Here is a 25,270-nt window from a genome sequence, read left to right as displayed (position 1 = left end):
CGACCGGCGAACCGGGCGGCGTATGGGAGCGTGCATTCACGTAATGACCTCCACGGTGCTTGTTGTCGCGGCCGGCCGGACATCCGGATCGACCAAGTTGCCAAACAGGGAATTGGAACCAAGCTTATCGATGCTGACCCGGCCGATCGTGCCGATGCGGCTGGTGTCCGCATCGACCAGGACGGGCTGCAGATAGGGCGAGCGGCCCATCAGCTGGCCGGGCATCCGGCCCGCCTTCTCGAACAGGACATCCATCACCGTGCCGACCCGCGAACGATTGAACGCCGTCTGCTGGTCGAGGATCAGGGCCTGAAGGCGAAGCAGCCTTTCCGACATCCGCCGGTCGTCGACCTGGCCGCCATGACCGGCGGCCGGCGTGCCGGGACGCGGGCTGTACTTGAAGGAATAGGCGGCGGCATAGCCAACCGTCTCGACCAGCCGCATCGTTGCCTCGAAATCCGCATCCGTCTCGCCGGGAAAACCGACGATGAAATCGGACGAAAGGGCGATATCGGAGCGTGTGGTACGGATGCGGTCGACGAGGCGGAGGTAATCGTCCGCCGTGTGCTTGCGGTTCATCGCCGCGAGAATACGGTCGGAACCGGATTGCACCGGCAGATGCAGATAGGGCATCAGCGCCGGCAGGTCGCGGTGCGCCTCGATCAAGGCGTCGTCCATGTCGCGCGGATGGCTGGTGGTATAGCGCAGCCGGTCGAGGCCGGGGATCTCGGCCAGCCGATAGAGCAGCTGACCCAGCCCCCATTCACGGCCATCGGTGCCGACACCGTGCCAGGCATTGACGTTCTGGCCGAGCAGCGTCACCTCGCGCACGCCGGCATCCGCCAGGCGGGCCGCTTCGGCGACGATCATGTCGACGGGACGCGAAACCTCGGCGCCTCGCGTGTACGGCACGACGCAGAAGGTGCAGAACTTGTCGCAGCCTTCCTGGATCGTGAGAAAGGCCGTCACGCCACGGGCGCGCGTCCGCTCCCTGGTGGCGGGAGGCAGACGCTCGAACTTCTCGGCGAGTGCGAATTCGGTCTCGACCGCCCGCTTGCCGTCGGCGACATCGCGCAGCAGCTGCGGCAAATGCTGATAGGATTGCGGCCCGACGACCAGATCAACCACCGGCGCGCGCCGCGCGATCTCGGCGCCTTCCGCCTGGGCGACGCAGCCCGTCACGCCGACGGTCAGCTTCCTGCCGTTGCGGGCAGCCTCTTCCTTCATCACGCGCAGGCGTCCGAGTTCGGAATACACCTTCTCGGCCGCTTTCTCGCGGATATGGCAGGTATTGAGGAGGATGAGGTCGGCGTTATCGACCCGGTCGGTCGCTTCGTAGCCATCGCTTGCCAGGGAATCCGCCATACGATCGGAATCGTAGACGTTCATCTGGCAACCATAGGTCTTGATGAAGACGCGCTTCTTTTCTTGGGTTCCGGTCATTGATCCGGTTATCTACCGCCACGGTTCGGCTTGGCACGATCGCTTCCGGTGGATGACCCACCGTCGCCTGTCTCTTCCTATCCGTTTTCTGCCTCGCTGAGAATAGCCGCGTCCGGTGACGTTGTGGTGACCGTGATGTTCTTGAGGCCGCGCGAACGGATCGAGCGTACCAACGCGCGAACCTCAGCCTCGGCCACAGCCGTCACCTGCTTGCGGTCGGCGTCCGGGCCGAAGACGATCGGCGCGCCGAATGCGACCACCGCGTCGACCGCGCCGATCTCGATCAGCGAAACCAGATGCGGCGCCAGATCCATGTGTCCATGCCAGGCGATCTCGGCCATGCGCGAACGATCGATCGGCAGGCCCTGGAAGCCAACATAGGAGATTGCGACCGGCTGGATGGTGATCGGCTGGTCGGCACCGCTGGCCTCGCGCGCCGCGCCCACCAGCGCGCTGCGGAACGGCAGCACGGTGATGCCGTCGCCGGTAGTCCCTTCCGCGAACAGCACCAGCGCCTCGGCGCCGGCCAGCCGCGCCGCGATGGCGCTGTTGGAGGCGGCGGTCGCCGTGCGACGGGTGCGATCGATGAAGACGCTACGCTGCAGCCTGGCCAGCCATTTGACCACCGGCCAGCCGCCGACCTCGCTCTTGGCGATGAAGGAGACCGGCAGGATGCTGCCGAGGGTGACGATGTCGACCCAGGAAACGTGATTGGAAACGATCAGCAGCGGACGGTCGGTGACGGGCGTGCCCTCGATCCGGACCCGAAGCCCGAGACAGCGCGCCGCGACACGCTGCCACCACATCGGCACGCGGGCTGCGAGCGAAGGGCGGAAGCGAATGGCGAAAAGCTGGACCGGCAACAGGATCAGCGTTGTCAGCAGCAGGCCCACCAGGATGGCGGCGAGCCGGAGCCGCCGCATCAAGAACGAGCCTTCGGCGTCTTGTCGTCGATCGGCACGGCATAGAGTTCAAGCCGGTGATCCACCAGGCGATAGCCGAGCCGCCGGGCGATCAGTTCCTGCAGCGCCTCGATCTCTTCGCTGCGGAATTCGATGACATCACCGCTGCGCAGGTCGATCAGGTGATCGTGGTGCTCTTCGGAAACCGCCTCGTAGCGGCTGCGGCCATCGCGAAAATCATGGCGCTCGATCATGCCGGCATCTTCAAACAGCTTCACTGTCCGGTAGACCGTTGAAATCGAGATACGCGGATCGATCTCCGAGGCGCGGCGATAGACTTCCTCGACATCGGGATGATCGGTGGCGGCATCCAGCACGCGCGCGATAACGCGGCGCTGCTCGGTCATGCGCATGCCCTTTTCGACGCAAGCATCTTCGAGGCTCGTTTGATGCTGCAGTTCTGGCGTCACGCTCATCTCCTGCCCCCTTCAACCCAAACCATGGCCATCAACGAAGCTGCAACCGCAGCACCAGCGCGGTGCCGCCCGGCCCGTGTTCCTCGCCATAGTAACCTTTTCGGCGTCCCACTTCGACAAATCCCAACGATCGGTAGAGGGATACCGCGCTCGCATTGTTCTCATCGACCTCGAGGAAGATTTCCGGCACCAGGTCGCGATAGAGCGATCGAAGCGCTTCTTCCATCAGCGCACGACCATGTCCGCGTCCGCGCGCGGCGGGCGCTACCGCGATGGTCAGGACTTCGGCCTGGCCGGCGACCGTGCGGATCAGGATGAACCCCTGCGGGCGGCGGGCGCCAAACAGCGATTCGCGCCGCAACACGTGGCTCGTCACCGTCTCGTCGACGATCAACTCCTCGATCTCGTCGGCGCTCCAGCCCCGGCGGAAGCCGGCGGCGTGGATCTCGACCAGGGCGTCGATATCGGCCGGATCAACGGCGTTGATGATGGTGCGGGGTCTCAGCAAGAGATCCATCATTGGCGCGCAATTCCCTTGTGAAGCTGCGGCTTGGCGTCAGGCGGCTTGATGTAAAGCGGTTTTGGCGGGTGCGCGGCTGGATCCAGCCTCGCGCCCAACTCGAGCAGGATCCCAATATCCGGGGCCGACCGCGCATGAATGACCCGGTCCGGCCGATCGAGGCGCGTCGCGCCGGCGCCTGCCAGATCGGCGTCGGACTGCGCCGCGATCTCCGAGAAATGTTCGATGGAAGCGAGAACCGCCTCACCGACCGGCTCGAGCGCGGCGGTAAAGAGCTGGCCGTAGAGCTCGTCGCCACGCGCCGGCAGCAGCGCCAGGATCGGTCGGTCGCGCCCGGCCTGTCGCTCGCTTGCAGCCAGGGCTGCATGGCTCAACAGCGTGGTAACACCCACGACGGGGATCCGATTGACCAGCGCCAGACCCCGGGCGGCAGCGATGCCGACGCGCAGGCCGGTAAACGAGCCGGGCCCGACCGAGACGGCAAGGCGGGTAATCGCGGCAGCCGGCAGGCCAGCCTCGGCCAACAGCGCGGCGATCTCCGGCATCAGCAATTCGGCGTGGCCCTTGCCGATGGTCTGCGCGCGCAAAAAGACAGCCCCGCCGGTCGAAAGACCAACGGAGCAATTTTCAAGGGCGGTATCGATGGCAAGCAGGGTCATGAGACCCGGATAGAGCCAGAAAGCGGGCCTGTCGAGCGCTGCGGATCAGGAAACCGCTTCAACTTCACGAACTTCCGGCACGAAATGACGCAGGAGGTTCTGGATGCCGTGCTTGAGCGTCGCCGTCGAGGACGGGCAGCCCGCGCAAGAACCGCGCATGTTGAGGTAGACAACGCCATCCCGGAAACCCTGGAAGGTGATGTCGCCACCATCCTGCGCCACGGCGGGGCGAACGCGCGTCTCGATCAGTTCCTTGATCGTTTCGACCAGCTCGGCGTCGCCTTCATCGAAGAATTCACCCTCATCCGCCGTATGCGGCTTCAGGGTTGCCAGCACCGGCACGCCGGCCATGAAATGCTCCATGATCGCGCCGAGGATAGCGGGCTTCATGTGCTGCCACTCGCCCTCTTTCTTCGTCACGCTGATGAAGTCGTGGCCGAGGAACACGCCGGCGACGCCGTTGACGGCGAACAGGCGCTCGGCCAAGGGCGAACGTCCAGCTTCGCTCGAGTCGCGGAAATCCGCCGTGCTTTCCGGCAGCACGAGGCGGCCAGGCAGGAATTTCAAGGTCGACGGATTCGGCGTCGCTTCGGTTTGGATGAACATGATGCGGGCTCCGTGCGATCTTGTTTAGAATATTTCTAGAAACGCATATTAGTCATTGTCGCGGGTCCGTCCAAGCGGAATCACGACCTGACGCCTAAAATCGTAGTCTCAGGGTCAAGTTTCAAGCGATGGCGGCGATGTCTTCGTCGGAAAGCGTGCCGGGGACGATGGTGATCGGTACCGGGAAGGTCGCTGCAAGCTTGCCGGCGATGGAGGATACGAGCGGACCCGGCCCTTCCTTATCGGTGCCGGCAGCCAGGACGAGGATGGCGATATCCTCGTCATCCTCGATCAGCGCGGTGATCTGCTCGGCGCGGGTGCCTTCGCGAATCACCATTTCCGGCTCGATCGAGGAATGTCGGCGGGCAAGATCGGCGAAGCGGCCAAGCGTCGTCTCGGCTTCGTCCATCGCCTCGGCGCGCATAATGTTTTCGACGCCGATCCAATGCTGGAAGCCGGTCGGCTCGATCACATAAAGCAGGACAAGGCCACCGCTGGTGCGGTCGGCGCGGCGAGCGCCATAGATGACGGCGCGCGAGCATTCGGGCGTGTCATCGATCACCGCCAAAAACTTGCGGCGGTGACCTGTTTCCGTACTCTTGCGCTTCATCAGCATGGTGCAATGCTGCCATTCGGCGGCCTGCGCTGCAAGCCGCCGAAAAGCTTGCTACTTGCGGCGGATGAAGCCGACGACGTCCTTGACGCCATCGAGGATCGGCCGGGCGATCGCATCGGCGCGCGAAGCGCCATCGGCGAGGATCGCGTCGATGTGCGAGGGGTCGGCCATCAGGCGGCGCATTTCGCCACCGACGGGACCGAGCTTCTCCACCGCCAGGTCGGCGAGCGCCGGCTTGAATCCCGAGAACTGCTGGCCGCCGAATTCGCGCAGCACGTCGTCCTTGGTGAGGCCGGACAGCGCGGCATAGATGCCGACGAGATTGTCGGCCTCGGGACGGCCCTTCAGGCCCTCGACCTCGCCGGGCAGCGGCTCGGCATCGGTCTTGGCCTTGCGGATCTTCTGGGCGATGCCGTCGGCGTCATCGGTCAGGTTGATGCGCGAATAATCGGACGGATCCGACTTCGACATCTTCTTGGTGCCGTCGCGCAGCGACATGATGCGGGTGGCGGGACCGGTGATGACCGGCTCGGTGATCGGGAAGTAAGCGTCGCCAAAACCATGCGCCGCGATCGATTCCGAGTAGTCATTGTTGAACTTCTGCGCGATGTCGCGCGTCAGTTCGAGATGCTGCTTCTGGTCCTCGCCGACCGGAACATGCGTCGCCTGATAGGCGAGGATGTCGGCGGCCATCAGGCTCGGATAGGCGAGAAGGCCGAGCGAGGCGTTCTCCTTGTCCTTGCCGGCCTTGTCCTTGAACTGCGTCATGCGGTTCATCCAGCCGATGCGCGCGACACAGTTGAAGATCCAGGCCAATTCCGCATGCGCGGAAACCTGGCTCTGGTTGAAGACGATGTGCTTCACCGGATCGATGCCGGCGGCGACGAAGGCAGCCGTGACTTCGCGGATCTGACGCGTCAGCTCGGTCGGGTCCTGCCAGACGGTGATCGCGTGCATGTCGACGACGCAATAGATGCACTCATTGGCTTCCTGCAGCGCGACGAAATTGACAATCGCGCCGAGATAGTTGCCAAGGTGCAGATTGCCGGTCGGCTGGACGCCGGAAAAGATGCGCGTCTTGAATTCGGTCATCAGAAACCCCGTTTTTCCGGCGCGTTATCGCGCGGTGCGCCGTAGCGCGCAAGTATTCGATCAGCGGCTATTCAGCGGCGGCCACGATTGCGCAGCTTTCCGATCATGGCGCCGAAATGAACGACGCCCGCCAGCTGGCAGAAAAGTGCGAACAGCATCAGGCCGATGCCGCAGATGGTCCCCATCGCCACGGCGCGGAACAGGATCCGCTGGTCGGCGAAATAGGGCTCGGCCCACCAGGCCGCGAGAAAGACGGAAAGCCCCATCGCCGCCGCCGCGACCAGCACCAGCGGCATGTTGCGCTTCACCTTGTCGTCGAACAGGAAATGGCCGCGACGGTGCAGCGCCCAACCAAGCAGCAGCGCATTGACCCAGCCCGAGAGGCTCGTGGCGATGGCGATGCCGACATAGGTCAAGGACGGGAACAGCGCCAGCGAGCCGACGATATTGACGACGACACTTACGCCCGCGAACCACATCGGCGTCTTGGTGTCCTCGCGGGCGAAAAAGCCTGGCGAAAGCACCTTGATCAGCACGAAAGCCGGCAGGCCGACGGCAAAGCCCATCAGCGTGTGGGCCGTTGCCAGCGTATCGTCGAGCCCGAACTCGCCGCGCTGGAACAAGACCTGGACGATCGGCTTCGCCAGCACGAACAGCGCGATCGCCGCCGGCAGCGTCAGCGTCATGGCGAATTCGAGGCTGCGGTTCTGCGTGTAATGGACGAGATCCGTCCGGCCGGCGCGGACCTGGCGCGACAGATCCGGCAGCATGACGACGGCAATGGTCGCGCCGACGATACCGAGCGGCAGCTGATACAGGCGGTCGGCATAGCCGAGGATGGCGATGGCGCCGGGCGCGAAGGAGGCAATCATCGTGCCGATGACGATGTTGATCTGGGTGACGCCACCGGCGATCAGCCCCGGTACGGCGAGCTTGGTCAGGCGGCGAACGCCGGCCGTCAGGCGCGGCCAGCGCAGCTTCAGCAGCAGGCCGCTGCGCCACGCGTCGAAGATGACGACAGCCAACTGAAACACGCCGCCGATCAACGTTGCCCAGGAAAGCAGGATGCCGGCCTCGGCGGTATTCTCGAGCTTGTTGAACAGGATATAGGCGAGCGCCGCCACCAGCACGACGTTGAGCAGGCCCGGCGCCATCGCCGCCGCCATGAAACGACCTTGCGCGTTCAGCACGCCGCTATAGAGCGCGAGTAGCGAGATCAGCGTCAGATAGGGGAAGGAGATCCGCGTCAACAGCACGGCAAGATCGAATTTCGACGGGTCCGAAACGAAGCCGGGCGCCATCACATACATGAGCGGCACCATCGCGATCAGCGCGACGACCGTCAGCAGGATAAGAAAGGCGAACAGCGCCGACAGCGCCTCGGAGCCAAACTGCTTGGCTTCGTCGAGACCCTCAGCTTCCAGCTTGCCGGCGAAGAGCGGGATGAAGGCCGAGGAGAATGCGCCCTCAGCGAACAACCGGCGGAACAGATTGGGAAAGCGGAAAGCGACCATGAACGCGTCCGCCACCGGCCCGGTGCCGAGCGCCGCCGCCATGAACATGTCGCGGACGAAGCCGAGAAGCCGGCTCGATGTCGTCGAACCGCCGACGGTGACAAAGTTTTTCAGAAGAGACATTGCCACCTGGAAGGATCGGGATGAAGCAAAGGAACGCCCGCGTCCGCGAGCGGGCCGAGTTAGACCTTTGGTTGCTTCAAAATCAAGGCCAAGCGAAGGCCACCAGCCGAACACCACAACCCGCCGGCAACCTGTATCGAGAACGAACGATCAGCAACACGGCGTTCCAGCCCGGGGCCGCGTCAGCCGGCCTTGCGGGCCGGCGTCTTGTCCACCGGCGGGGCGCCCTCGAAGGCCTGGCGCAAGCGGCGGCGGATGCTCGCCTCGCGATTGGCGTTCATCACCTTCCGGCCGGTCAGGTCGGTTACGTAGAAAACATCGACCGCGCGCTCGCCGAAGGTCACGACATGCGCCGAAGCGATGTTGAGATTGAGGTCCGAGAGCGAGCGCGTCAGGTCGTAAAGCAAGCCCGGCCGGTCGAGCCCCGAAGCCTCGATCGCCGTGAACTGGTTCGACCAGGAATTGTCGAGCAGGATGCGCGTCTCGACCGTGAACGCCTTGATCTTGGCGCGCGGCTTCGCTTTCTTGGCGATCGCCTCGGGCAGCGCAACGGTGCCGGACAGGGCCTGCTCGATCAGCGAGCCGACCTTCAGCGCGCGGGTCATCTCTTCCTCGTCGGTATCGAATTCCCGGGCGATGAAGATCGTGTCGATGGCGAGCCCGTCCGTCGTCGTGAAAATCTGCGCGTCGACGATGTTGCCGCCAGCCGCCGTGCAGGCGCCCGCGATCATCGACAGAAGGCGCGGATGATCCGGCGCCAGCACGGTGATTTCGGTGATCGCCTCGAAGGCGTGCGTGGAGACGGCCGTCGCCAGCGTCTGGCCGGACCGATCAGCATTCCGGATCAGCGACGCATGGGCGATCTTGCGCGGGAGATCGACTCGCAGCCAATAGGCCGGGTAATGCCGGTCGCGATAGGCGTCGAGGTCGGCCTGCGGCCAATCCTTCAGCGCATCGATCAATTCGGCCTTGGCGGCGCCGACGCGCTGATCGCGCGAGACCTGGCTATGGCCGCCGGTCAGAAGCGGCTCGGTCTCATAATAGAGCGTGCGCAGAAGCTGGCCTTTCCAGCCGTTCCACACGCCAGGCCCGACCGCCGTGATATCGGCGATGGTGAGGACGAGCAGCATCTTCAGCCGTTCGAGGCTTTGCACAACAGCGGCAAAATCCTGGATCGTCTTGCGGTCGCCGAGATCGCGCGATTGCGCGGTCATGCTCATCAGCAGGTGGTGCTCGATCAGCCAGGCCACGGTTTCGGTCTGCGCCGGCGTCAGACCAAGCCTCGGTCCGAGCTTGCGCGCCGCTCTTGCGCCAGCGATCGAGTGATCCTCCGGCCTGCCCTTGGCGACATCGTGCAGGAACATCGCCACGTAGAGCGCCGTGCGATCCTGGATTGTCGGCATCACCAGATCGGCGAGCGGATGTTCCTCGCTGCGCCCCCCGGCATCGATCTCGGCCAGAACGCCGACGGAGCGGATCAAATGCTCGTCCACCGTATAGTGGTGGTACATGTTGAACTGCATCATCGCCACGACCTTGCCGAAATCCGGCACGAAGCGGCCAAGCACACCCGCCTCGTTCATGCGGCGGATGACAGTCTCCGGCTGGTTGCGCGAGGCCAGCAGTTCGAGAAAGAGCCGGTTCGCCTCGGGATCGTCACGCAACTTGCCATCGATCAGCTTCAGCGAGCGCGTCACCTGCTTCATCGCGTCGGGATGAAAGGCAAGGTTGTTCTTGTCGGCGAGATGGAAGATGCGGATCAAATTGACGGGATCGCGCCGGAAAACATCGGGATCCGCCATGTTGATGCGGTCATGCTCGACGATGAAATCGCTCGATCCTGTGATCTTGCGATGTCGGCGGCGCGAGCCGAAATTGAAAAAGCGGTTGAGCAGTGGCGCCGGCTTGGCGTTCTCCTCCTCCAGCCCGGCGCAGAAGATCATCGTCAGGTCGCCGACATCCTTGGCGACCAGAAAATAGTGCTTCATGAAGCGCTCGACATCCTTCAGGCCAGGATGCGAGGTGTAGCCGAGGCGAACCGCCATTTCCCGCTGGACGTCGAAGAAGAGCCGCTCCTCCGGCCGTCCTGTCAGGAAATGGAGATGGCAGCGTACCGACCAGAGAAAGTCCTCGGCCTTGCGGAACAGCGCCAGCTCGGAGCGCGAGAACAGGCCGGCCTCGACCAGCGCGTCGCCCGTGCCAACATGGTAGAAATACTTGGCGATCCAGAACAGCGTGTGCAGATCGCGCAGGCCGCCCTTGCCTTCCTTGACGTTGGGCTCGACCAGATAACGCGAGGCGCCCTGCCGGCGATGGCGCTCGTCGCGCTCGGCCAGCTTCGCCGCGATGAACTCAGGACCCGTGCCCTTGACCACCTCGGTATCGAAGCGCCGGGTCAGGTCATTGAACAGCCCCTCGTCGCCCCAGAGATAGCGGGCTTCGAGGATGGACGTACGGATGGTCATGTCGCTGCGCGACAGACGGATGCATTCGTCGAGATTGCGGGTCGCGTGGCCGACCTTGAGGCCGAGATCCCACAGCATGTAGAGCACGAATTCGACGACACTCTCGCCCCAGGGCGTCTGCTTGTAGGGCAGCACGAACAGCAGATCGATGTCGGATCCCGGCGCCAGCATGCCGCGGCCATAGCCGCCGACCGCGACCAGCGCCATCCGCTCGGCCGCGGTCGGGTTTTCGGCCGGGTAGATATGCCGGATGGCAACCGTGTAGATCGCACCGATCACCTCGTCCTGCAGCGCAGAGAGGGTTCGGGCGCAAGCGCTACCGAGACCATCGGCGATCAGCTGCGCCTCGGCGCTCGCGCGGCCCTCGCGCAGAACCTGCTTGAGATGGGCGAGCACGGCCGAGCGCAAAGCCGACTTGTCCCGCCCCGGCGCCAGCGCGTGCAACTCCGCCGCGAGGGAGGAGCGGTCGAGGAGCGTGGAGTCGGATCGGGTCATGGAGGCAGCGGCCTTGGGCGTGACGGTATGGCCGGACCGTAAACCGCTTTTTATGGGCGCGCCAATAGAGGGCGCCGCGTCATGCGGGACGCGGCCGCAGCCCCTTGAGCCGGTATAGCGCCTCCAGCGCTTCGCGCGGGGTCATTTCGTCCGGCTGCAGACCATCCAGGGCGGGGCCGAGGGGATCTTCCGCTACGACAGGCTGCGGTTTTGCCACCAAAGCGGCAAAAAGCGGCAAATCGTCAATCAGCGTCGCCGCAGGAGATTTCCGGTCGGTTTCCTCCAGATGCGAGAGCACGTCGCGCGCCCGCGCCACCACGGAGGCTGGCAGGCCGGCGAGCTTCGCCACCTGGATGCCATAGGAGCGATCGGCGGCACCGGCGACGATCTCATGCAGGAAGACGACGTCGCCATTCCATTCCTTGACGCGCACGGTGGCGTTTTCGAGCCGGTCGAGGCGCTGCGACAGCGCCGTCAGCTCGTGATAGTGGGTCGCGAACAAGCCGCGCGCGCGATTGACCTCGTGCAGGTGCTCGATGGCCGCCCAGGCGATCGAAAGGCCGTCGAAGGTCGCGGTGCCGCGCCCGATCTCGTCGAGGATGACCAGCGAGCGATCCGTCGCCTGGTTGAGGATTGCCGCCGTCTCGACCATCTCGACCATGAAGGTCGAGCGCCCGCGCGCGAGATCGTCGGCGGCGCCGACGCGGCTGAACAGTCGGTCGACAATACCGAGATGGGCGCTTTCCGCCGGCACGTAGGAGCCGATCTGGGCGAGGATGGCGATGAGGCCGTTCTGGCGCAGGAAGGTCGATTTACCCGCCATGTTCGGGCCGGTGATCAGCCAGATCAGGCCGGGCTTGCCATCGGTGCGGGCGCCCAGTGCGCAGCCATTGGCGACGAAGGCGACGCTGCCCTCGCGCTTCAGCGCCTGTTCGACGACGGGATGGCGACCGCCCTTGATGGCAAAGGCGAGCGAATGATCGACGACCGGCCGTGCATAATTGTCCGTCTCGGCCAAGGTCGCCAAAGCCGCCGTCACGTCGATGACAGCCAGCGCCGCCGCCACTGCCCGGAGTGCATCCGAGACCCCGACGACATGCGCCAGCAGCGCGTCGAAGGTTGCCTGCTCGATTGCCAGCGCCCGGTCGCCGGCCGAGGCGATCTTCGCCTCCAGATCGGCGAGTTCGGTCGTGATGAAACGCATCGCCCCCGCCATGGTCTGGCGGTGGATGTAGCGGCCGGCATAATCAGCGCCGAGCAGGCGCTCGCCATATTGCTGCGGGACCTCGATGAAGTAGCCGAGCACATTGTTGTGCTTGATCTTCAGCGGCTTGATATCGGTCTCTACAGCATAGGTCGCCTGTAGCCCGGCAATCACCTGCCGGCTCTCGTCGCGCAGCGCCCGCGTGGTGTCGAGATCGACGTCATAGCCTGGACGAACGAAGCCGCCGTCGCGCTTCAGGAGCGGCAGCTCATCGGCAAGCGCTCCCATCAGTTCGGCGGCGAGGTCGTGCGGCGCATCGACGAGCGCGGCATGGGCCGAGACGAGTTCATCCGGCAGGGCAGCTCCGTCCTCGCCCAGCACCGCGGCGAGCCGCGCGGCCGCGTCGAGGCCGTAGCGGATGCCGGCGAGATCGCGCGGTCCGCCGCGATTGAGCGACAGCCGCGACAACGCACGAGCCAGATCGGGGCTGGCGCCCAGCGCCTCGCGAATAATGGTGCGGCGGCGACCGAGCTTCAGCATGTGATCGAGCGCGTCGAGGCGACGTTCGATCAGTTCCGGGTCCGTCGAAGGGCTGGAAAGCCGCTCGGCCAGGAGACGAGATCCGGCGCCGGTGACGGTGCGATCAATGGCGGCGAGCAGGCTGCCGCGTCGCTCGCCCGACAGCGTGCGGGTCAATTCGAGATTGGCGCGCGTCGCCGCGTCGATCAGCATGACCGCGCCGTCGCTCTCGCGGATCGGTCGGGAAAGCGGCGGGCGTTCGCTGATCTGCGTCTTCTCGACATAGGCGAGCGCCGCCGCCGCCGCCGAAAGCTCCACACGAGAGAACGAACCCAGACCGTCCAGCGTGTTGACGCCGAAATAGGCGGCAAGCCGCGCGCCGGCGGTCGAACCGTCGAAAAAGGCGCCCGGCAAGGGCGTCACGGCGACGGAGAGTTCGCGAACGAAGGGCCCCAAAGCGTCATCGGCAAAGAAGCTGTCGGGAACCAGAAGCTCGCGCGGGTCGACGCGGGCGATATCGGCCGAAAGGCGGAGCTGGTCGGTTTCCGCCAGCCGGAAGTCGCCGGTCGAAATGTCGATCCAGGCAATGGCGAACCGGTCGCTGCCATCGGCGGCCGCGCCGCGAAGACGAGCCACGGCGGCGAGGTAGTTGTTGCGGCCGGCATCGAGCAGCGTGTCCTCGGTCAGCGTGCCGGGCGTGACCAGGCGCACGACGCCGCGCTTGACCACCGACTTGCCGCCGCGCTTCTTCGCCTCGGCCGGATCTTCCTGCTGCTCGCAAACCGCGACCCGATGCCCCAGCGAGATCAGCTTCTGCAGATAGTCATTGGCGGCATGCACCGGCACGCCGCACATCGGAATGTCGTCGCCCAGATGCTTGCCGCGCTTGGTCAAGGTGATGCCGAGCGCCCGCGAGGCGATCTCGGCGTCCTCGAAGAACATCTCGTAGAAATCGCCCATCCTGTAGAAAAGCAGGCTGCCCGGATTGGCTTCCTTGATCTCAAGGAATTGCTCCATCATGGGCGTCGGACGAGGAGCGGCGGCATCGGGGGCGGGGTGAGGATCAAGCATGGAGAGACGCTAGCAAAACGTTGAAGGTGTTTCACCCTCGCGTCGGCGATCGGCATGCTTGAGATCACAGAAACCGGTGATATCGTCCGCATCCGCAATCGAGATGGCAAATGCCATCCGCCTTGGAAACGCCCCTGACCGAGCCCTCATCCATGACAGACACCAAACCTCCCGCCAAAAGCGGCCCCGCGCTGACCGACAAGGAGGCGCTGGACTTCCACGCCATGGGACGGCCGGGCAAGCTCGAAATCACGCCGACGAAGCCGATGGCGACCCAACGCGACCTGTCGCTCGCCTATTCGCCCGGCGTCGCCGTGCCGGTACACGCGATCGCCGCCGACCCGTCCAAGGCTTATGACTATACGACCCGCGGCAACATGGTCGCCGTGATCTCGAACGGCACGGCCATCCTCGGCCTCGGCAATCTCGGCCCCCTCGCCTCGAAGCCGGTGATGGAAGGCAAGGCGGTGCTGTTCAAGCGCTTCGCCGATATCGATTCGATCGATCTGGAGATCGATACCGAGGACGTCGACGCCTTCGTCAATTCCGTCCGCTATCTCGGCCCCTCCTTCGGCGGCATCAATCTCGAGGACATCAAGGCGCCGGACTGCTTCATCATCGAAAGCCGCCTGCGCGAACTGATGGACATTCCCGTCTTCCATGATGACCAGCACGGCACCGCGATCATCGCCGTCGCCGGCATGATCAACGCGCTGCATCTGACCGGGCGAGACATCAAGACCACCCGCCTGGTCTGCAACGGCGCCGGTGCCGCCGGCATCGCCTGCATCGAGCTGGTCAAGGCGATGGGCGTCCCGGCTGAAAACGTGCTGCTCTGCGACACCAAGGGCGTGGTCTATCAGGGCCGCACCGAGGGCATGAACCAGTGGAAGACGGCGCATGCCTCACCCACCGATGCCCGCACGCTCGAAGACGCCATGAAGGGCGCCGACATCTTCTTCGGCGTTTCGGCCAAGGGGGCGCTGACGCCGGACATGGTCCGCTCGATGGCGCCGCATCCGATCATCTTCGCCATGGCCAATCCCGATCCGGAAATCACGCCGGAAGAAGTCGCCGAAATCCGCGACGACGCGATCATGGCAACCGGCCGGTCGGATTATCCCAACCAGGTCAATAACGTTCTCGGCTTCCCCTACATCTTCCGCGGCGCCCTCGATGTGCGCGCCACGACGATCAACGAGGACATGAAGATCGCCGCCGCGCAGGCGCTGGCCGCCCTTGCCCGCAAGGACGTGCCCGACGAGGTTGCCGCCGCCTATCAGGGCGTCCGTCCGCGCTTTGGTCCGAACTACATCATCCCGGTGCCGTTCGACCCGCGGCTTCTGTCGGAAATCCCGGCCGCCGTCGCCCAGGCGGCGATGGACAGCGGCGTCGCAGGCAAGCCGATCGAGGACATGGCCGCCTACAAGATCGAGCTTTCGGCACGCCGCGACCCGATCGTCGGCACGCTGGCCCGGATCTATGAGCGGGTTCGCCGCAATCCGAAGCGGGTCGTCTTCGCCGAGGGCGAAGAAGAACAGGTGATCCGCGCCGCCGCGAGCTTTGTCGCCCAGGAATTGGGCACCGCCATCCTGATCGGCCGCGAGGACATCATCCGCGAGACGGCCGCCAATGCCGGCATCGAGCTCGCGGAAGGCATGGAAATCCACAACGCCCGTCTGTCGAGGCGCAATCCGGCCTATATCGACTTCCTCTATGCCCGGATGCAGCGGCAGGGCTACCTGCATCGTGACAGCCAGCGCCTGATCAACACGGACCGCAATTATTTCGGCGCCACCATGGTGGCGCTGGGCGATGCCGACGCGATGGTCTCGGGCGTGACGCGCAACTATTCGACCGTGCTCAACGATGTCCGCAAGGTGATCGACACGCGCCCCGGTCACCGCGTCATCGGCGTCTCGATCGCGTTGGTGCGCGGCCGCACCGTCGTCGTGGCCGACACGGCCGTGCACGACATGCCGTCGGGCGAGGAACTGGCCGAGATCGCGATCGAGGCGGCCGGCGTCGCCAAGCGTCTCGGCTACGAGCCGCGCGTCGCCATGCTGGCCTATTCCACCTTTGGCCAGCCCGAAGGCGAGCGTTCGCGCCATGTGCGCGAAGCGGTGCAGATCCTGGAGCAGCGCCGCGTCAGCTTTGAGTTTGACGGCGAAATGGCGGCGGACGTCGCGCTGAATTCGAAGGCGATGGCAGCCTATCCGTTCTGCCGCCTGTCGGGCCCGGCCAATGTGCTGGTGATGCCGGCGTTCCACTCAGCCTCGATCTCGACCAAGATGCTGCAGGAACTCGGTGGTGCAACGGTCATTGGCCCGATGCTTGTCGGTCTCGACAAGCCGGTGCAGATCCTGTCACTCGGCGCTCGCGACAGCGATATCGTCAACATGGCGGCGCTGGCCGCCTTTAATGTCGGCGGCTGAGTACGATCTGCGACACCTGCCCCAAGACCACAGAGTGATGAATGCCGCGAGTTTTTGACTGCTTCACCTTCTTCAACGAACTCGACCTGCTGGAGGTGCGTCTGAACGAACTCGACGCCGTCGTCGACCGCTTTGTGCTGTGCGAATCCCCCTACACATTCAGGGGACAGCCAAAGCCTCTGGTCTTTCAAGAGAACCGCGCGCGCTTCGCGCGGTTCCTACCCAAGATCGAGCATGTCGTCGTCGACGATCTGCCGCTCGGCGGTGGCAACAAGGAGCGGGACTACTTCAAGAAGGAGCGCTTTCAGCGTAACGCGCTGAAACGCGGCCTGCGCGATGCCGCACCCGACGATTTCGTCATCCTCTGCGATATCGACGAGATCCCGCGTGCCAGTACGATCGAGGCCATCGTTCGGGCCGATGGACCGAAATGCGTTCATCTGCTGGAGATGGACTACTACATCTTCCTTCTAAACCTTGCCGTCGCGTCTGGTTGGGACAAGCCGCGGATGGCGCGCTACGGCGACGTGCGCAAGCTCCAGGCGCTCCGCGCCGGCGGACCGGGATGGGCGCCGAAGGAGCGGCGCATCCTTTCCGTGCTGCGGCAGTGGAAGCGGATGACGCTTGGCGTACGTCCACGTCCCTGGGTACGCGTTCCCAATGCGGGTTGGCACTTCACGTCGATGAACGGCCCCGCGGCCGTCCGCGAGAAGATGATGGCCTATTCGCACATAAACCCGGACATGGAGTCCGTGCCTGCGATCGCCAAGCAGATCGACGATTTGTTGCAAAAGGCCAGCCTCAACAAGGCTCCGCAATTTCCGCGCCTGGAGACGCTGCAGAACCTGCCGGATTTCGTGAGAGACAACCCGGACCGTTTCGCCGGCTTGATCGCCACGCCAGACGCAGCAGGCGACCTTCCCCAGACTTCGTCACGCTGATCGCGGTGTAGCCGGTGCCGAACCGGCTTCCACTTGCTCAGACGCGGCGCGGAAGCCAGGCGGCTCCGCGCTCGTCGTTTCAGAGCGAGAGTGTCGTCGAATGAACGCGGCGTACGCCAATTCGGTCCATGATCGCATTGGCGGCGGCCAGCGAACCCTCGGTATCGATGGCCCGGCAGGCGTCCTCGATCATCGTCGTCTCGAAGCCATGGGCGCGAGCATCCTGCGCCGTCCAGGAGACGCAGAAATCCGTGGCGAGGCCGACGACGAAGACCCGATCGATGCTGCGCTCGAACAGATAGCCGGTGAGACCTGTCGGCGTCTTGCGATCCGCTTCGAAGAAGGCGGAATAGCTGTCGGTGTGGGCGTGGTAGCCTTTGCGGAGGATCATCTGCGCGTGGGGAATGTCGAGGCCTGAAGCAAGCGCGGCCCCTGCCGAGCCCTGGATACAGTGGTCTGGCCAGAGCACTTGCGGCCCGTAGCGCAGGCCGATGGTCTCGAACGGGTTGCGCCCGGCATGACTGGACGCGAACGAGATGTGACCCGCCGGATGCCAATCCTGCGTTATTACGACGTTCTGGAAGCTCCGTGCCAGTTCATTGACCAGAGGGATGATCGCATCGCCGTCCGACACGGCCAACGCGCCGCCCGGCAGAAAATCGTTCTGAATATCGGTAACGATCAGAACACTGTTCGATTCAGCCACGACATTTCCTTCTCAGGCACAACAACGTCCTTTTGGCACAACAACGCCTTTGGGCGCCTAAGAACGTTTGACGGCCTTAGTTAACCAAGAAAAGCGGAGCGGGGAATAGCATCCGTCGGTTTCGTGACCCGGCGCAGGGTGAGATTGATCCGACCGCCCTGCGACAGCAACGTCGAAGTACCGGGGTAGATTCGGTCGACTCCGTGGAAGGCGAGCCTTGCCTCGCCGCCGAGCAGCACCACATCCCCCGAAGCAAGCCGGAGCGACCGGGTCGGATCGCCTCGCTTCGTACCGCCGATGCGGAACAGGCAGGTGTCACCGAGGGACACGGAAAGCACGGGCGCCAAGAACTCTTTTTCGTCAAGATCCTGATGCAACCCCATGCGAGCATCCGGCTCGTAGAAATTGACCAGGCACGCTTCGGGCGGATCTTGATATCCAGCCACCTCTTGCCAGAGATCGACTAACATCGGAGGAATGTCCGGCCACGGTGCGCCGGTCAGCGGATGGGTCGGCTGGTAGCGATAGCCGGTCTGGTCCGAGACCCAGCCGAGGATTCCGCAATTGGTCATCCGGACCGAAAACGGCTTGCCGGTTCGCGGCATGCTGGGACGATAGAGAGGGGCCACCGCGACAACCGACCGGATCGCATCGCGCAACGTTTCCTGCGCCGCGCGATCGAAGCGGCCGGGCAGCAGACGAAAACCTTCCAAGGGCGCCGAGCGCGGTTCGATTACCGGCATTCCTTGCATTGTCTCCCCTGGAAACGTAGATCGACCGCAATCCAGCAAAGAGCCGCCTTGCGACCGTTTAGGCATCTTCTTATATACGCGCAGAACCTGCGTAGGCCGGCACGTTTTGCCGATACCGCGCAAATCACAGTGTTCATGGGGGCCGTACGGGCACCTGCCCGGCACGGCGGAAGCCTCGATGAGGGTCCGCACGGCCCGCCAAAAGGAGAGAGAATATGGCTAAGGTCATCGGTATCGACCTCGGAACAACGAATTCATGCCTCAGCGTGATGGACGGCAAGACGCCGAAAGTCATCGAGAACGCCGAGGGCGCGCGCACGACGCCGTCCATGGTCGCGTTCACGGATGACGGCGAAAAGCTGGTCGGCCAGCCGGCCAAGCGCCAGGCCGTCACCAATCCCGAGCACACCTTCTTCGCGGTAAAGCGCCTGATCGGCCGCCGCTATGACGATCCGATGGTCGAGAAGGACAAGCACCTCGTCCCCTACAACATCGTCAAGGGTCCGAACGGCGACGCCTGGGTCGAAGTCGAGGGTGAGAAGTACTCCCCCGCCCAGATCTCCGCCTTCATCCTCATGAAGATGAAGGAGACGGCGGAAGCCTTCCTCGGCACGCCGGTCGAGCAGGCCGTCATCACGGTTCCGGCCTACTTCAACGACGCCCAGCGTCAGGCGACCAAGGACGCCGGCAAGATTGCCGGTCTCGAAGTCCTGCGCATCATCAACGAGCCGACGGCGGCAGCGCTCGCCTACGGCCTCGACAAGAACGACGGCAAGACGATCGCGGTCTATGACCTCGGCGGCGGCACGTTCGACATCTCGATTCTCGAGATCGGCGACGGCGTCTTCGAAGTGAAGTCGACCAATGGCGACACGTTCCTTGGCGGCGAAGACTTCGACATGCGCCTCGTCAGCTATCTCGCCGACGAGTTCAAGCGCGAGCAGGGCATCGACCTTCGCGGCGACAAGCTCGCCTTGCAGCGCCTGAAGGAAGCCGCCGAAAAGGCCAAAATCGAGCTTTCCTCGGCCCAGCAGACCGAAATCAATCTGCCCTTCATCACGGCAGACGCCAAGGGCCCGAAGCACCTTGCGATCAAGCTGACCCGCTCCAAGTTCGAGGCGCTGGTCGACGATCTGGTGCAGCGGACCGTTGCGCCGTGCAAGGCAGCGCTCAAGGATGCCGGCCTGTCGGCAGCCGAGATCGACGAAGTGGTCCTGGTCGGCGGCATGACCCGCATGCCGAAGATCCAGGAAATCGTGAAGCAGTTCTTCGGCAAGGAACCCCACAAGGGCGTCAACCCGGATGAAGTCGTCGCCATGGGCGCCGCGATCCAGGCCGGCGTTCTGCAGGGCGACGTCAAGGACGTTCTGCTGCTCGACGTGACCCCGCTGTCGCTCGGCATCGAGACGCTCGGCGGCGTGTTCACGCGCCTGATCGAACGCAACACGACGATCCCGACGAAGAAGAGCCAGGTGTTCTCGACGGCTGAGGATAGTCAGTCGGCCGTGACCATCCGCGTCTTCCAGGGCGAGCGCGAAATGGCCGCCGACAACAAGATGCTCGGCCAGTTCGACCTCGTCGGCCTGCCGCCGGCGCCGCGTGGCGTGCCGCAGATCGAAGTCACCTTCGACATCGACGCCAACGGTATCGTCAACGTGTCGGCCAAGGACAAGGGCACGGGCAAGGAGCAGCAGATCCGCATCCAGGCCTCGGGCGGCCTGACCGACGCCGACATCGAGCAGATGGTCAAGGACGCCGAGAGCCACGCGGCTGAAGACAAGAAGCGTCGTGCCGTCGTCGAGGCGAAGAACCAGGGCGAAGCGCTGGTCCATTCGACCGAGAAGTCGCTCGGCGAGTTCGGCTCCAAGATCTCGGCCGCCGACAAGTCGACGATCGAGACCGCCATCGCCGATCTGAAGACCGCGCTCGAGGGCGACGATCCGGAAGCGATCCAGCAGAAGACCAACACGCTGGCCCAGGCTTCGATGAAGCTCGGCGAGGCGATGTACGCCAATGCTGAAGGCGCCCCGACAGACGGCAACGCCGAAGCTGCCGGATCTGACGACGTCGTCGACGCCGACTTCGAGGAAGTCGACGACAAGAAGAAGTCGTCCTAAGGCACGTTTGGACTGAACCAAGAGGCCCGGCGCGGCGCGCCGGGCCTCTAAACTATAGGGCACAGGCTTGTGCCCTTCACCTGAAGGCCCGACTCAGATCCTTGAGTTCCGGCTCGCTGCACCACGGGCACCGCATGGCAAAAGTCGATTATTATGAGTTGCTGGGCGTCGCGCGCGATTGCGACGACAAGGGCCTGAAGGTCGCCTTTCGCAAGCTCGCGATGCAGTTTCATCCGGACAAGAATCCGGGCGATCACACTGCCGAAGGCAAGTTCAAGGAAATCAACGAAGCCTACGAGATGCTCAAGGACCCGCAGAAGCGCGCGGCCTATGATCGTTTCGGCCATGCTGCCTTCGAGAATGGCGGCGGCGGCCCCGGCTTCTCCGGCGATTTCTCTTCCTCGATGTCCGATATTTTCGACGACATCTTCGGCGAGTTCATGGGCGGCGGTCGTCGCGGCGGTGGCGGCGGCCAGCGTTCCGGCGGCGGTGGTGGGCGCGAGCGCGGCGCCGATCTGCGCTACAACATGGAAATCACGCTGGAAGAAGCCTTCGCCGGCAAAACGGCGGAAGTGCACGTTCCCACCAAGGTCGCCTGCGACGCCTGCAATGGCTCCGGCGCCAAGCCCGGATCGCACCCCAAGGTCTGCACGACGTGCGAAGGCCATGGCCGCGTGCGCGCGGCGCAGGGCTTCTTCTCGATCGAACGCACCTGCCCGACCTGCCAGGGTCGCGGCGAGATCATCTCCGACCCCTGCGACAAATGCGCTGGCTCCGGCCGCAAGACGCAGGAGCGCACCCTTTCGGTCAACATCCCGGCCGGCATCGAGGATGGCACCCGCATCCGCCTTTCCGGCGAGGGCGAGGCCGGACTTCGCGGTGGCCCGACCGGCGACCTCTACCTGTTTCTGTCGGTCAAGCCGCACAGCCTGTTCCAGCGCGAAGGCGCCGATATCTTCTGTCGCGTGCCGATTTCGCTGACAACAGCGGCGCTTGGCGGCCAATTCGACGTGCCGACGGTCGATGGCGGCAAGACGCGCGTCAAGGTTCCCGAAGGCACCCAGACCGGCAAGCAGTTCCGCCTGAAGAGCAAGGGCATGCCGGTTCTGCGCTCCAGCCAGATGGGCGACATGTACATCCAGGTTGTGGTGGAAACGCCGCGCAACCTGTCTCGCCGCCAGCGCGAGCTGCTGGAAGAATTCGAGAAGGCGTCTTCGGAAGACACCAACCCGGAATCGGCAGGTTTCTTCGCCCGGATCCGAGACTTTTTCGGTGGCACCTGACACGATAGGAAGTCACAGGATTGCCGCGAAGGCGCGTGCATAATCCGCTGTCTCAACGATCGGGTGCTGAATGTCCTCAATCCAGAAGCGAAAGTTCAAAGCGCTTGTGGCGGACGAAGTCCGCTTCTTTCGAAGCTGGATGGGCAAGCCCCTGTCGATGGGTTCCGTCACCCCTTCCGGCAAGGCGCTGACCAAGCTGATGGCCAGCTTCGTCGACCCGGACGACACGCTGCCGATCATCGAGCTGGGCCCCGGCACCGGCGTGGTGACCCAGGCGTTGCTGGAGCGCGGCGTGGCGCCCGAGCGGATCGTTTCGATCGAATACAGCCCCGATTTCTGCCGGCTTCTGGAAAAGCGATTCACCGGCATTCGGATCATTCAGGGCGACGCCTATGCCCTCGACCAGGCCTTGGCAGGATGCGTCGAAGGGCCGGTTGCAGCCGTCATTTCCAGCCTGCCGCTCCTGACTCAGCCGCCCCAGCGCCGCAGCACGCTGATCAGCGACGCATTTGCCCGCCTGTCTCCGGGCCGTCCGTTCATCCAGTTTTCCTACGGGCTCAATTCCCCTGTTCCGCCCGATCCCGCGCTGTTTTCGACCTCTCATACCGGCTGGGTCATGAAAAACGTGCCGCCGGCCCGCGTCTGGGTCTATCGCCGGACCCATTGACCGGCTTCCTCGCAGCAGCCTCTTGCCCTTTTCGCCGACCTGCCTAAAACCGGCCAGCATCGCCTCGTCGCGCGAACGTGCGCAACGCGACGTGTGCCGATCCTTGCCAAGCTGGCGCTGCCGCACGAATTGATCCGACAAGCCGCGCATAGCGGCGGAACCATAAGGCCCGACCCATGCCCCTGCTCGATATTCGCGACCGCCTGATCGTCGGCCTCGACGTTCCCACCGTGGACGCGGCAGAAGAGATGGTCGCGACGCTGGGCGATACGGTGACCTTCTACAAAGTCGGGCTGCAGCTTTCCTTTGCCGGCGGGCTGACCTTTGCCGAGCGGCTGGTCGAACGCGGCAAGAAGGTGTTCCTCGACGTAAAGCTGCTCGACATCGACAATACGGTCGAGCACGCCGTCCAGAACATCGCCAAGCTCGGCATGCATTTCTGCACCATCCACGCCTACCCGAAGGCGATGCGCGCCGCTGTGCAGGGCAAGGGCAGCAGCGACCTGCGCCTGCTCGCCGTGACGGTCCTGACGTCGATGGACGACAGCGACCTCGCCGCGGCCGGCTATGCCGTCGGACCGGCCGAGCTGGTCGCCCGCCGCGCCGCCGATGCGCGCGCCGCCGGCATGGACGGCATCGTCTGCTCGCCGGAAGAAGCTGGTGCCATGCGCGCCGTGGTGGGCGCCGGGATGGCCATCGTCACGCCGGGCATCCGGCCGGCTGGCTCCATGGTCGGCGACCAGAAGCGGATCGCCACGCCGGCGGCCGCTATTCGCGCCGGTGCCGACCATCTGGTCGTCGCCCGGCCGATCATCGAAGCGGCCGATCCGAAGGCGGCCGCCAAGGCCATTCTCTCGGAAATCGAGACCGCCTCGGCAATCTAGTCTCCCCCATCCGTCATCCGCCTGCTATATGCGCTCTGAAACCGGGGGAAACTCGCCATGACCGATATGGGTCTCGTCATCGTCGGCGCCGCCGGCCGCATGGGCCGGACGCTGATCCGGATGGTCACAGAAACCGAAGGCGTCACCGTCGCCGGCGCGATCGAACGCGAGGGCTCGCCCTTCGTCGGCCAGGACGCCGGCGTGGTCGCCGGCCTGCCGGCGCTTGGCATCACCATCACGGACGATCCGCTGCCCGTCTTCGCCAAGGCGCAGGGCGTGCTCGATTTCACCACGCCGGCTGCGACGCTCGCCTTTGCCGAAATCGCCGCGCAGGCACGCATCGTCCATGTCATCGGCACCACCGGCCTTTCGGTCGAGGACCACGCCGCGATCGACGCCGCCGCGCGCCATGCCGTCATCATGCAGTCCGGCAATATGAGCCTTGGCGTCAATCTGCTGGCGCAACTCGTGCGGCAGGCGGCGCGCGCGCTCGACGCCGATTTCGATATCGAAGTGCTCGAGATGCACCATCGCCACAAGGTCGACGCACCTTCCGGCACCGCGCTGATGCTCGGCCAGGCCGCCGCCGAGGGTCGCGATATCAACCTCGCCGAAAACTCTGTCCGCGTGCGCGACGGCATCACCGGTCCGCGCGAGCGCGGCACCATCGGTTTCGCGAGCCTGCGTGGCGGCAGCGTCATCGGCGACCATTCCGTCATGCTTGCCGGCGAGGGCGAGATGATCACCCTGTCGCATCACGCCTCCGACCGCGCCCTCTTCGCCCGCGGCGCCATCAAGGCGGCGCTCTGGGCCCACGGCCGCAAACCCGGTCGCTATTCCATGGCCGACGTGCTCGGCTTCACCGACTGACCCCAAAAGGAGCCTTCCGTATGGATCGCCTTCTCGTGCTTGTGCGCCATGGCCAGAGTGACTGGAACCTGAAGAACCTCTTCACCGGCTGGCGCGACCCGGAACTGACCGAGCAGGGCATCGCCGAGGCGACCGCCGCCGGCAAGCGCCTAAAGGCGCTCGACCTCTCCTTCGGCCTCGCGTTCACTTCGGAACTGAGCCGCGCCCAGCACACGCTGAAGCTCATGCTCGGCGAGCTTGGCCAGCCGGAGCTGCCGACGATCCGCGACGTCGCGCTGAACGAGCGCGACTATGGCGATCTCTCGGGCCTCAACAAGGATGACGCCCGCGCAAAATGGGGCGAGGAGCAGGTGAAGATCTGGCGCCGTTCCTATGACGTACCGCCGCCCGGCGGCGAGTCGCTCAAGGATACCGGCGCCCGCGTCTGGCCCTACTACATCTTCAACATTCTGCCTCCCGTCATGCGCGGCGAAAAGGTGATCGTCGCGGCGCACGGCAATTCGCTGCGCGCCCTGATCATGGCGCTGGAAGGTTTGACGCCGGCCGAGATCCTCGAGCGCGAGCTGGAGACCGGTGTGCCGATCGTCTACCGCCTCAATGCCGACTCGACGGTTGCCGAGAAGAAAGTCCTGAAGGGCTGATCCCATGAGCCGGCGGCTGGAACGCATGCGGTAGCATCCGGCCGCCAACTGAACCATGACGGATGTCGAAGCGCTTTGCCGCGAATTCGACATCCCGAGTGTCGGGTCCATAGTGTTTGGACCGCGCCGATCCGCACGTGAAGCGCCCACATTCAGAAGAACCTTCCAAACTCGATCCTCATCCTGAGGTGCCCGGCGAAGCCGGGCCTCGAAGGAGGGTTCAGGAGGCTCCTCTTGGGCAAGATCCATCTGGGTCGATTCCGACTTTT

At 64.5% G+C, this 25,270-nt stretch carries 21 protein-coding genes; 8 read left to right on the top strand and 13 right to left on the bottom strand.

Going from position 1 to position 25,270, the window contains the following annotated elements; genetic code table 11:
• Positions 1-36 precede the first annotated feature (36 nt).
• The 11 genes from miaB to mutS form a co-directional block, all read right to left on the bottom strand.
• Complete coding sequence (gene miaB, locus OSH12_RS20675) at positions 37-1,443, bottom strand: tRNA (N6-isopentenyl adenosine(37)-C2)-methylthiotransferase MiaB (protein ID WP_266345518.1); 1,407 nt, start codon at positions 1,441-1,443, stop codon at positions 37-39.
• Positions 1,444-1,520: 77 nt separating this feature from the next.
• Positions 1,521-2,366: a lysophospholipid acyltransferase family protein gene (locus tag OSH12_RS20670; protein WP_266345517.1), complete on the bottom strand. Its 846-nt coding sequence runs from the start codon at positions 2,364-2,366 to the stop codon at positions 1,521-1,523.
• Positions 2,366-2,821 (bottom strand): Fur family transcriptional regulator, encoded by a 456-nt coding sequence (locus OSH12_RS20665; RefSeq protein WP_266345516.1) that lies wholly within the window; start codon positions 2,819-2,821, stop codon positions 2,366-2,368. The genes OSH12_RS20670 and OSH12_RS20665 overlap by 1 nt, the downstream gene beginning before the upstream one ends.
• 31 nt (positions 2,822-2,852) lie before the next feature.
• The gene (locus OSH12_RS20660; RefSeq protein ID WP_266345515.1) at positions 2,853-3,341 is read right to left on the bottom strand and encodes a GNAT family N-acetyltransferase; all 489 of its coding nucleotides are present in this window, start codon (positions 3,339-3,341) and stop codon (positions 2,853-2,855) included.
• Entirely contained in the window at positions 3,338-4,000 is a 663-nt protein-coding gene (gene tsaB, locus OSH12_RS20655; RefSeq protein WP_266345514.1) for a tRNA (adenosine(37)-N6)-threonylcarbamoyltransferase complex dimerization subunit type 1 TsaB, read from the bottom strand. The genes OSH12_RS20660 and tsaB overlap by 4 nt, the downstream gene beginning before the upstream one ends.
• A gap of 45 nt (positions 4,001-4,045) precedes the next feature.
• On the bottom strand, positions 4,046-4,606 hold the full coding sequence (locus tag OSH12_RS20650; protein WP_266345513.1) for a NifU family protein: 561 nt from the start codon (positions 4,604-4,606) through the stop codon (positions 4,046-4,048).
• Positions 4,607-4,727: 121 nt separating this feature from the next.
• Positions 4,728-5,222 (bottom strand): universal stress protein, encoded by a 495-nt coding sequence (locus OSH12_RS20645; protein ID WP_266345512.1) that lies wholly within the window; start codon positions 5,220-5,222, stop codon positions 4,728-4,730.
• 51 nt (positions 5,223-5,273) lie between these two features.
• On the bottom strand, positions 5,274-6,314 hold the full coding sequence (trpS, locus tag OSH12_RS20640; RefSeq protein WP_266345511.1) for a tryptophan--tRNA ligase: 1,041 nt from the start codon (positions 6,312-6,314) through the stop codon (positions 5,274-5,276).
• 71 nt (positions 6,315-6,385) lie between these two features.
• Complete coding sequence (murJ, locus tag OSH12_RS20635; protein WP_266345510.1) at positions 6,386-7,951, bottom strand: murein biosynthesis integral membrane protein MurJ; 1,566 nt, start codon at positions 7,949-7,951, stop codon at positions 6,386-6,388.
• 182 nt (positions 7,952-8,133) lie between these two features.
• A complete protein-coding gene (locus OSH12_RS20630; RefSeq protein ID WP_266345638.1) occupies positions 8,134-10,965 on the bottom strand; it encodes a [protein-PII] uridylyltransferase in 2,832 nt (943 codons plus the stop codon).
• Between the two features lie 25 nt (positions 10,966-10,990).
• Positions 10,991-13,705 carry a DNA mismatch repair protein MutS gene (gene mutS, locus OSH12_RS20625; RefSeq protein ID WP_407660765.1) on the bottom strand — a complete coding sequence of 905 codons (2,715 nt, stop codon included), beginning with the start codon at positions 13,703-13,705 and terminating at the stop codon, positions 10,991-10,993.
• 152 nt (positions 13,706-13,857) lie between these two features.
• Here mutS and OSH12_RS20620 point away from each other — a divergent pair, with 152 nt between their 5' ends.
• Together OSH12_RS20620 and OSH12_RS20615 are read left to right on the top strand one after the other, a co-directional pair.
• Positions 13,858-16,140 (top strand): NADP-dependent malic enzyme, encoded by a 2,283-nt coding sequence (locus OSH12_RS20620; RefSeq protein ID WP_266345509.1) that lies wholly within the window; start codon positions 13,858-13,860, stop codon positions 16,138-16,140.
• Positions 16,141-16,181: 41 nt separating this feature from the next.
• Positions 16,182-17,081: a glycosyltransferase family 17 protein gene (locus OSH12_RS20615; RefSeq protein WP_266345508.1), complete on the top strand. Its 900-nt coding sequence runs from the start codon at positions 16,182-16,184 to the stop codon at positions 17,079-17,081.
• A gap of 79 nt (positions 17,082-17,160) precedes the next feature.
• Here OSH12_RS20615 and pncA read toward each other — a convergent pair whose 3' ends face one another.
• Complete coding sequence (pncA, locus tag OSH12_RS20610; RefSeq protein WP_266345507.1) at positions 17,161-17,787, bottom strand: bifunctional nicotinamidase/pyrazinamidase; 627 nt, start codon at positions 17,785-17,787, stop codon at positions 17,161-17,163.
• A gap of 80 nt (positions 17,788-17,867) precedes the next feature.
• Positions 17,868-18,530, bottom strand: a complete 663-nt coding sequence (locus tag OSH12_RS20605) for an alpha-ketoglutarate-dependent dioxygenase AlkB family protein (RefSeq protein ID WP_266345506.1) — start codon at positions 18,528-18,530, stop codon at positions 17,868-17,870.
• A gap of 224 nt (positions 18,531-18,754) precedes the next feature.
• Here OSH12_RS20605 and dnaK point away from each other — a divergent pair, with 224 nt between their 5' ends.
• From dnaK to OSH12_RS20575, 6 genes are all read left to right on the top strand, one after another.
• Positions 18,755-20,656, top strand: a complete 1,902-nt coding sequence (dnaK, locus tag OSH12_RS20600; RefSeq protein WP_266345505.1) for a molecular chaperone DnaK — start codon at positions 18,755-18,757, stop codon at positions 20,654-20,656.
• Between the two features lie 134 nt (positions 20,657-20,790).
• Entirely contained in the window at positions 20,791-21,939 is a 1,149-nt protein-coding gene (gene dnaJ / locus OSH12_RS20595) for a molecular chaperone DnaJ (protein WP_266345504.1), read from the top strand.
• 70 nt (positions 21,940-22,009) lie between these two features.
• On the top strand, positions 22,010-22,606 hold the full coding sequence (locus OSH12_RS20590) for a class I SAM-dependent methyltransferase (protein WP_266345503.1): 597 nt from the start codon (positions 22,010-22,012) through the stop codon (positions 22,604-22,606).
• A gap of 176 nt (positions 22,607-22,782) precedes the next feature.
• A complete protein-coding gene (gene pyrF, locus OSH12_RS20585; protein ID WP_266345502.1) occupies positions 22,783-23,490 on the top strand; it encodes an orotidine-5'-phosphate decarboxylase in 708 nt (235 codons plus the stop codon).
• A gap of 57 nt (positions 23,491-23,547) precedes the next feature.
• Positions 23,548-24,360, top strand: coding sequence for a 4-hydroxy-tetrahydrodipicolinate reductase (gene dapB, locus OSH12_RS20580; protein ID WP_266345501.1), 813 nt, complete (start codon positions 23,548-23,550; stop codon positions 24,358-24,360).
• A gap of 20 nt (positions 24,361-24,380) precedes the next feature.
• The gene (locus tag OSH12_RS20575) at positions 24,381-25,001 is read left to right on the top strand and encodes a 2,3-bisphosphoglycerate-dependent phosphoglycerate mutase (protein WP_266345500.1); all 621 of its coding nucleotides are present in this window, start codon (positions 24,381-24,383) and stop codon (positions 24,999-25,001) included.
• The last annotated feature ends 269 nt before the right edge of the window (positions 25,002-25,270 follow it).

It is taken from the genome of Kaistia terrae, from assembly GCF_026344005.1.
In the GTDB taxonomy this organism is placed as follows: domain Bacteria; phylum Pseudomonadota; class Alphaproteobacteria; order Rhizobiales; family Kaistiaceae; genus Kaistia; species Kaistia terrae.
Note: the sequence above shows the minus strand (reverse complement) of the source record. Positions and strands in the feature narration are given on the sequence as shown.

Excerpts from the sequence above, each read along its gene's own strand:
- OSH12_RS20620 (WP_266345509.1), top strand. The coding sequence starts at position 13,858 with ATGACAGACACCAAACCTCCCGCCAAAAGCGGCCCCGCGCTGACCGAC.
- OSH12_RS20650 (WP_266345513.1), bottom strand. The coding sequence starts at position 4,606 with ATGTTCATCCAAACCGAAGCGACGCCGAATCCGTCGACCTTGAAATTC.
- tsaB (WP_266345514.1), bottom strand. The coding sequence starts at position 4,000 with ATGACCCTGCTTGCCATCGATACCGCCCTTGAAAATTGCTCCGTTGGT.
- mutS (WP_407660765.1), bottom strand. The coding sequence starts at position 13,705 with ATGCTTGATCCTCACCCCGCCCCCGATGCCGCCGCTCCTCGTCCGACG.
- dnaK (WP_266345505.1), top strand. The coding sequence starts at position 18,755 with ATGGCTAAGGTCATCGGTATCGACCTCGGAACAACGAATTCATGCCTC.
- miaB (WP_266345518.1), bottom strand. The coding sequence starts at position 1,443 with ATGACCGGAACCCAAGAAAAGAAGCGCGTCTTCATCAAGACCTATGGT.
- OSH12_RS20670 (WP_266345517.1), bottom strand. The coding sequence starts at position 2,366 with ATGCGGCGGCTCCGGCTCGCCGCCATCCTGGTGGGCCTGCTGCTGACA.
- OSH12_RS20605 (WP_266345506.1), bottom strand. The coding sequence starts at position 18,530 with ATGCCGGTAATCGAACCGCGCTCGGCGCCCTTGGAAGGTTTTCGTCTG.
- OSH12_RS20665 (WP_266345516.1), bottom strand. The coding sequence starts at position 2,821 with ATGAGCGTGACGCCAGAACTGCAGCATCAAACGAGCCTCGAAGATGCT.
- OSH12_RS20575 (WP_266345500.1), top strand. The coding sequence starts at position 24,381 with ATGGATCGCCTTCTCGTGCTTGTGCGCCATGGCCAGAGTGACTGGAAC.
- OSH12_RS20590 (WP_266345503.1), top strand. The coding sequence starts at position 22,010 with ATGTCCTCAATCCAGAAGCGAAAGTTCAAAGCGCTTGTGGCGGACGAA.
- trpS (WP_266345511.1), bottom strand. The coding sequence starts at position 6,314 with ATGACCGAATTCAAGACGCGCATCTTTTCCGGCGTCCAGCCGACCGGC.
- OSH12_RS20645 (WP_266345512.1), bottom strand. The coding sequence starts at position 5,222 with ATGCTGATGAAGCGCAAGAGTACGGAAACAGGTCACCGCCGCAAGTTT.
- OSH12_RS20660 (WP_266345515.1), bottom strand. The coding sequence starts at position 3,341 with ATGATGGATCTCTTGCTGAGACCCCGCACCATCATCAACGCCGTTGAT.
- murJ (WP_266345510.1), bottom strand. The coding sequence starts at position 7,951 with ATGTCTCTTCTGAAAAACTTTGTCACCGTCGGCGGTTCGACGACATCG.
- pyrF (WP_266345502.1), top strand. The coding sequence starts at position 22,783 with ATGCCCCTGCTCGATATTCGCGACCGCCTGATCGTCGGCCTCGACGTT.
- dapB (WP_266345501.1), top strand. The coding sequence starts at position 23,548 with ATGACCGATATGGGTCTCGTCATCGTCGGCGCCGCCGGCCGCATGGGC.
- dnaJ (WP_266345504.1), top strand. The coding sequence starts at position 20,791 with ATGGCAAAAGTCGATTATTATGAGTTGCTGGGCGTCGCGCGCGATTGC.
- OSH12_RS20615 (WP_266345508.1), top strand. The coding sequence starts at position 16,182 with ATGCCGCGAGTTTTTGACTGCTTCACCTTCTTCAACGAACTCGACCTG.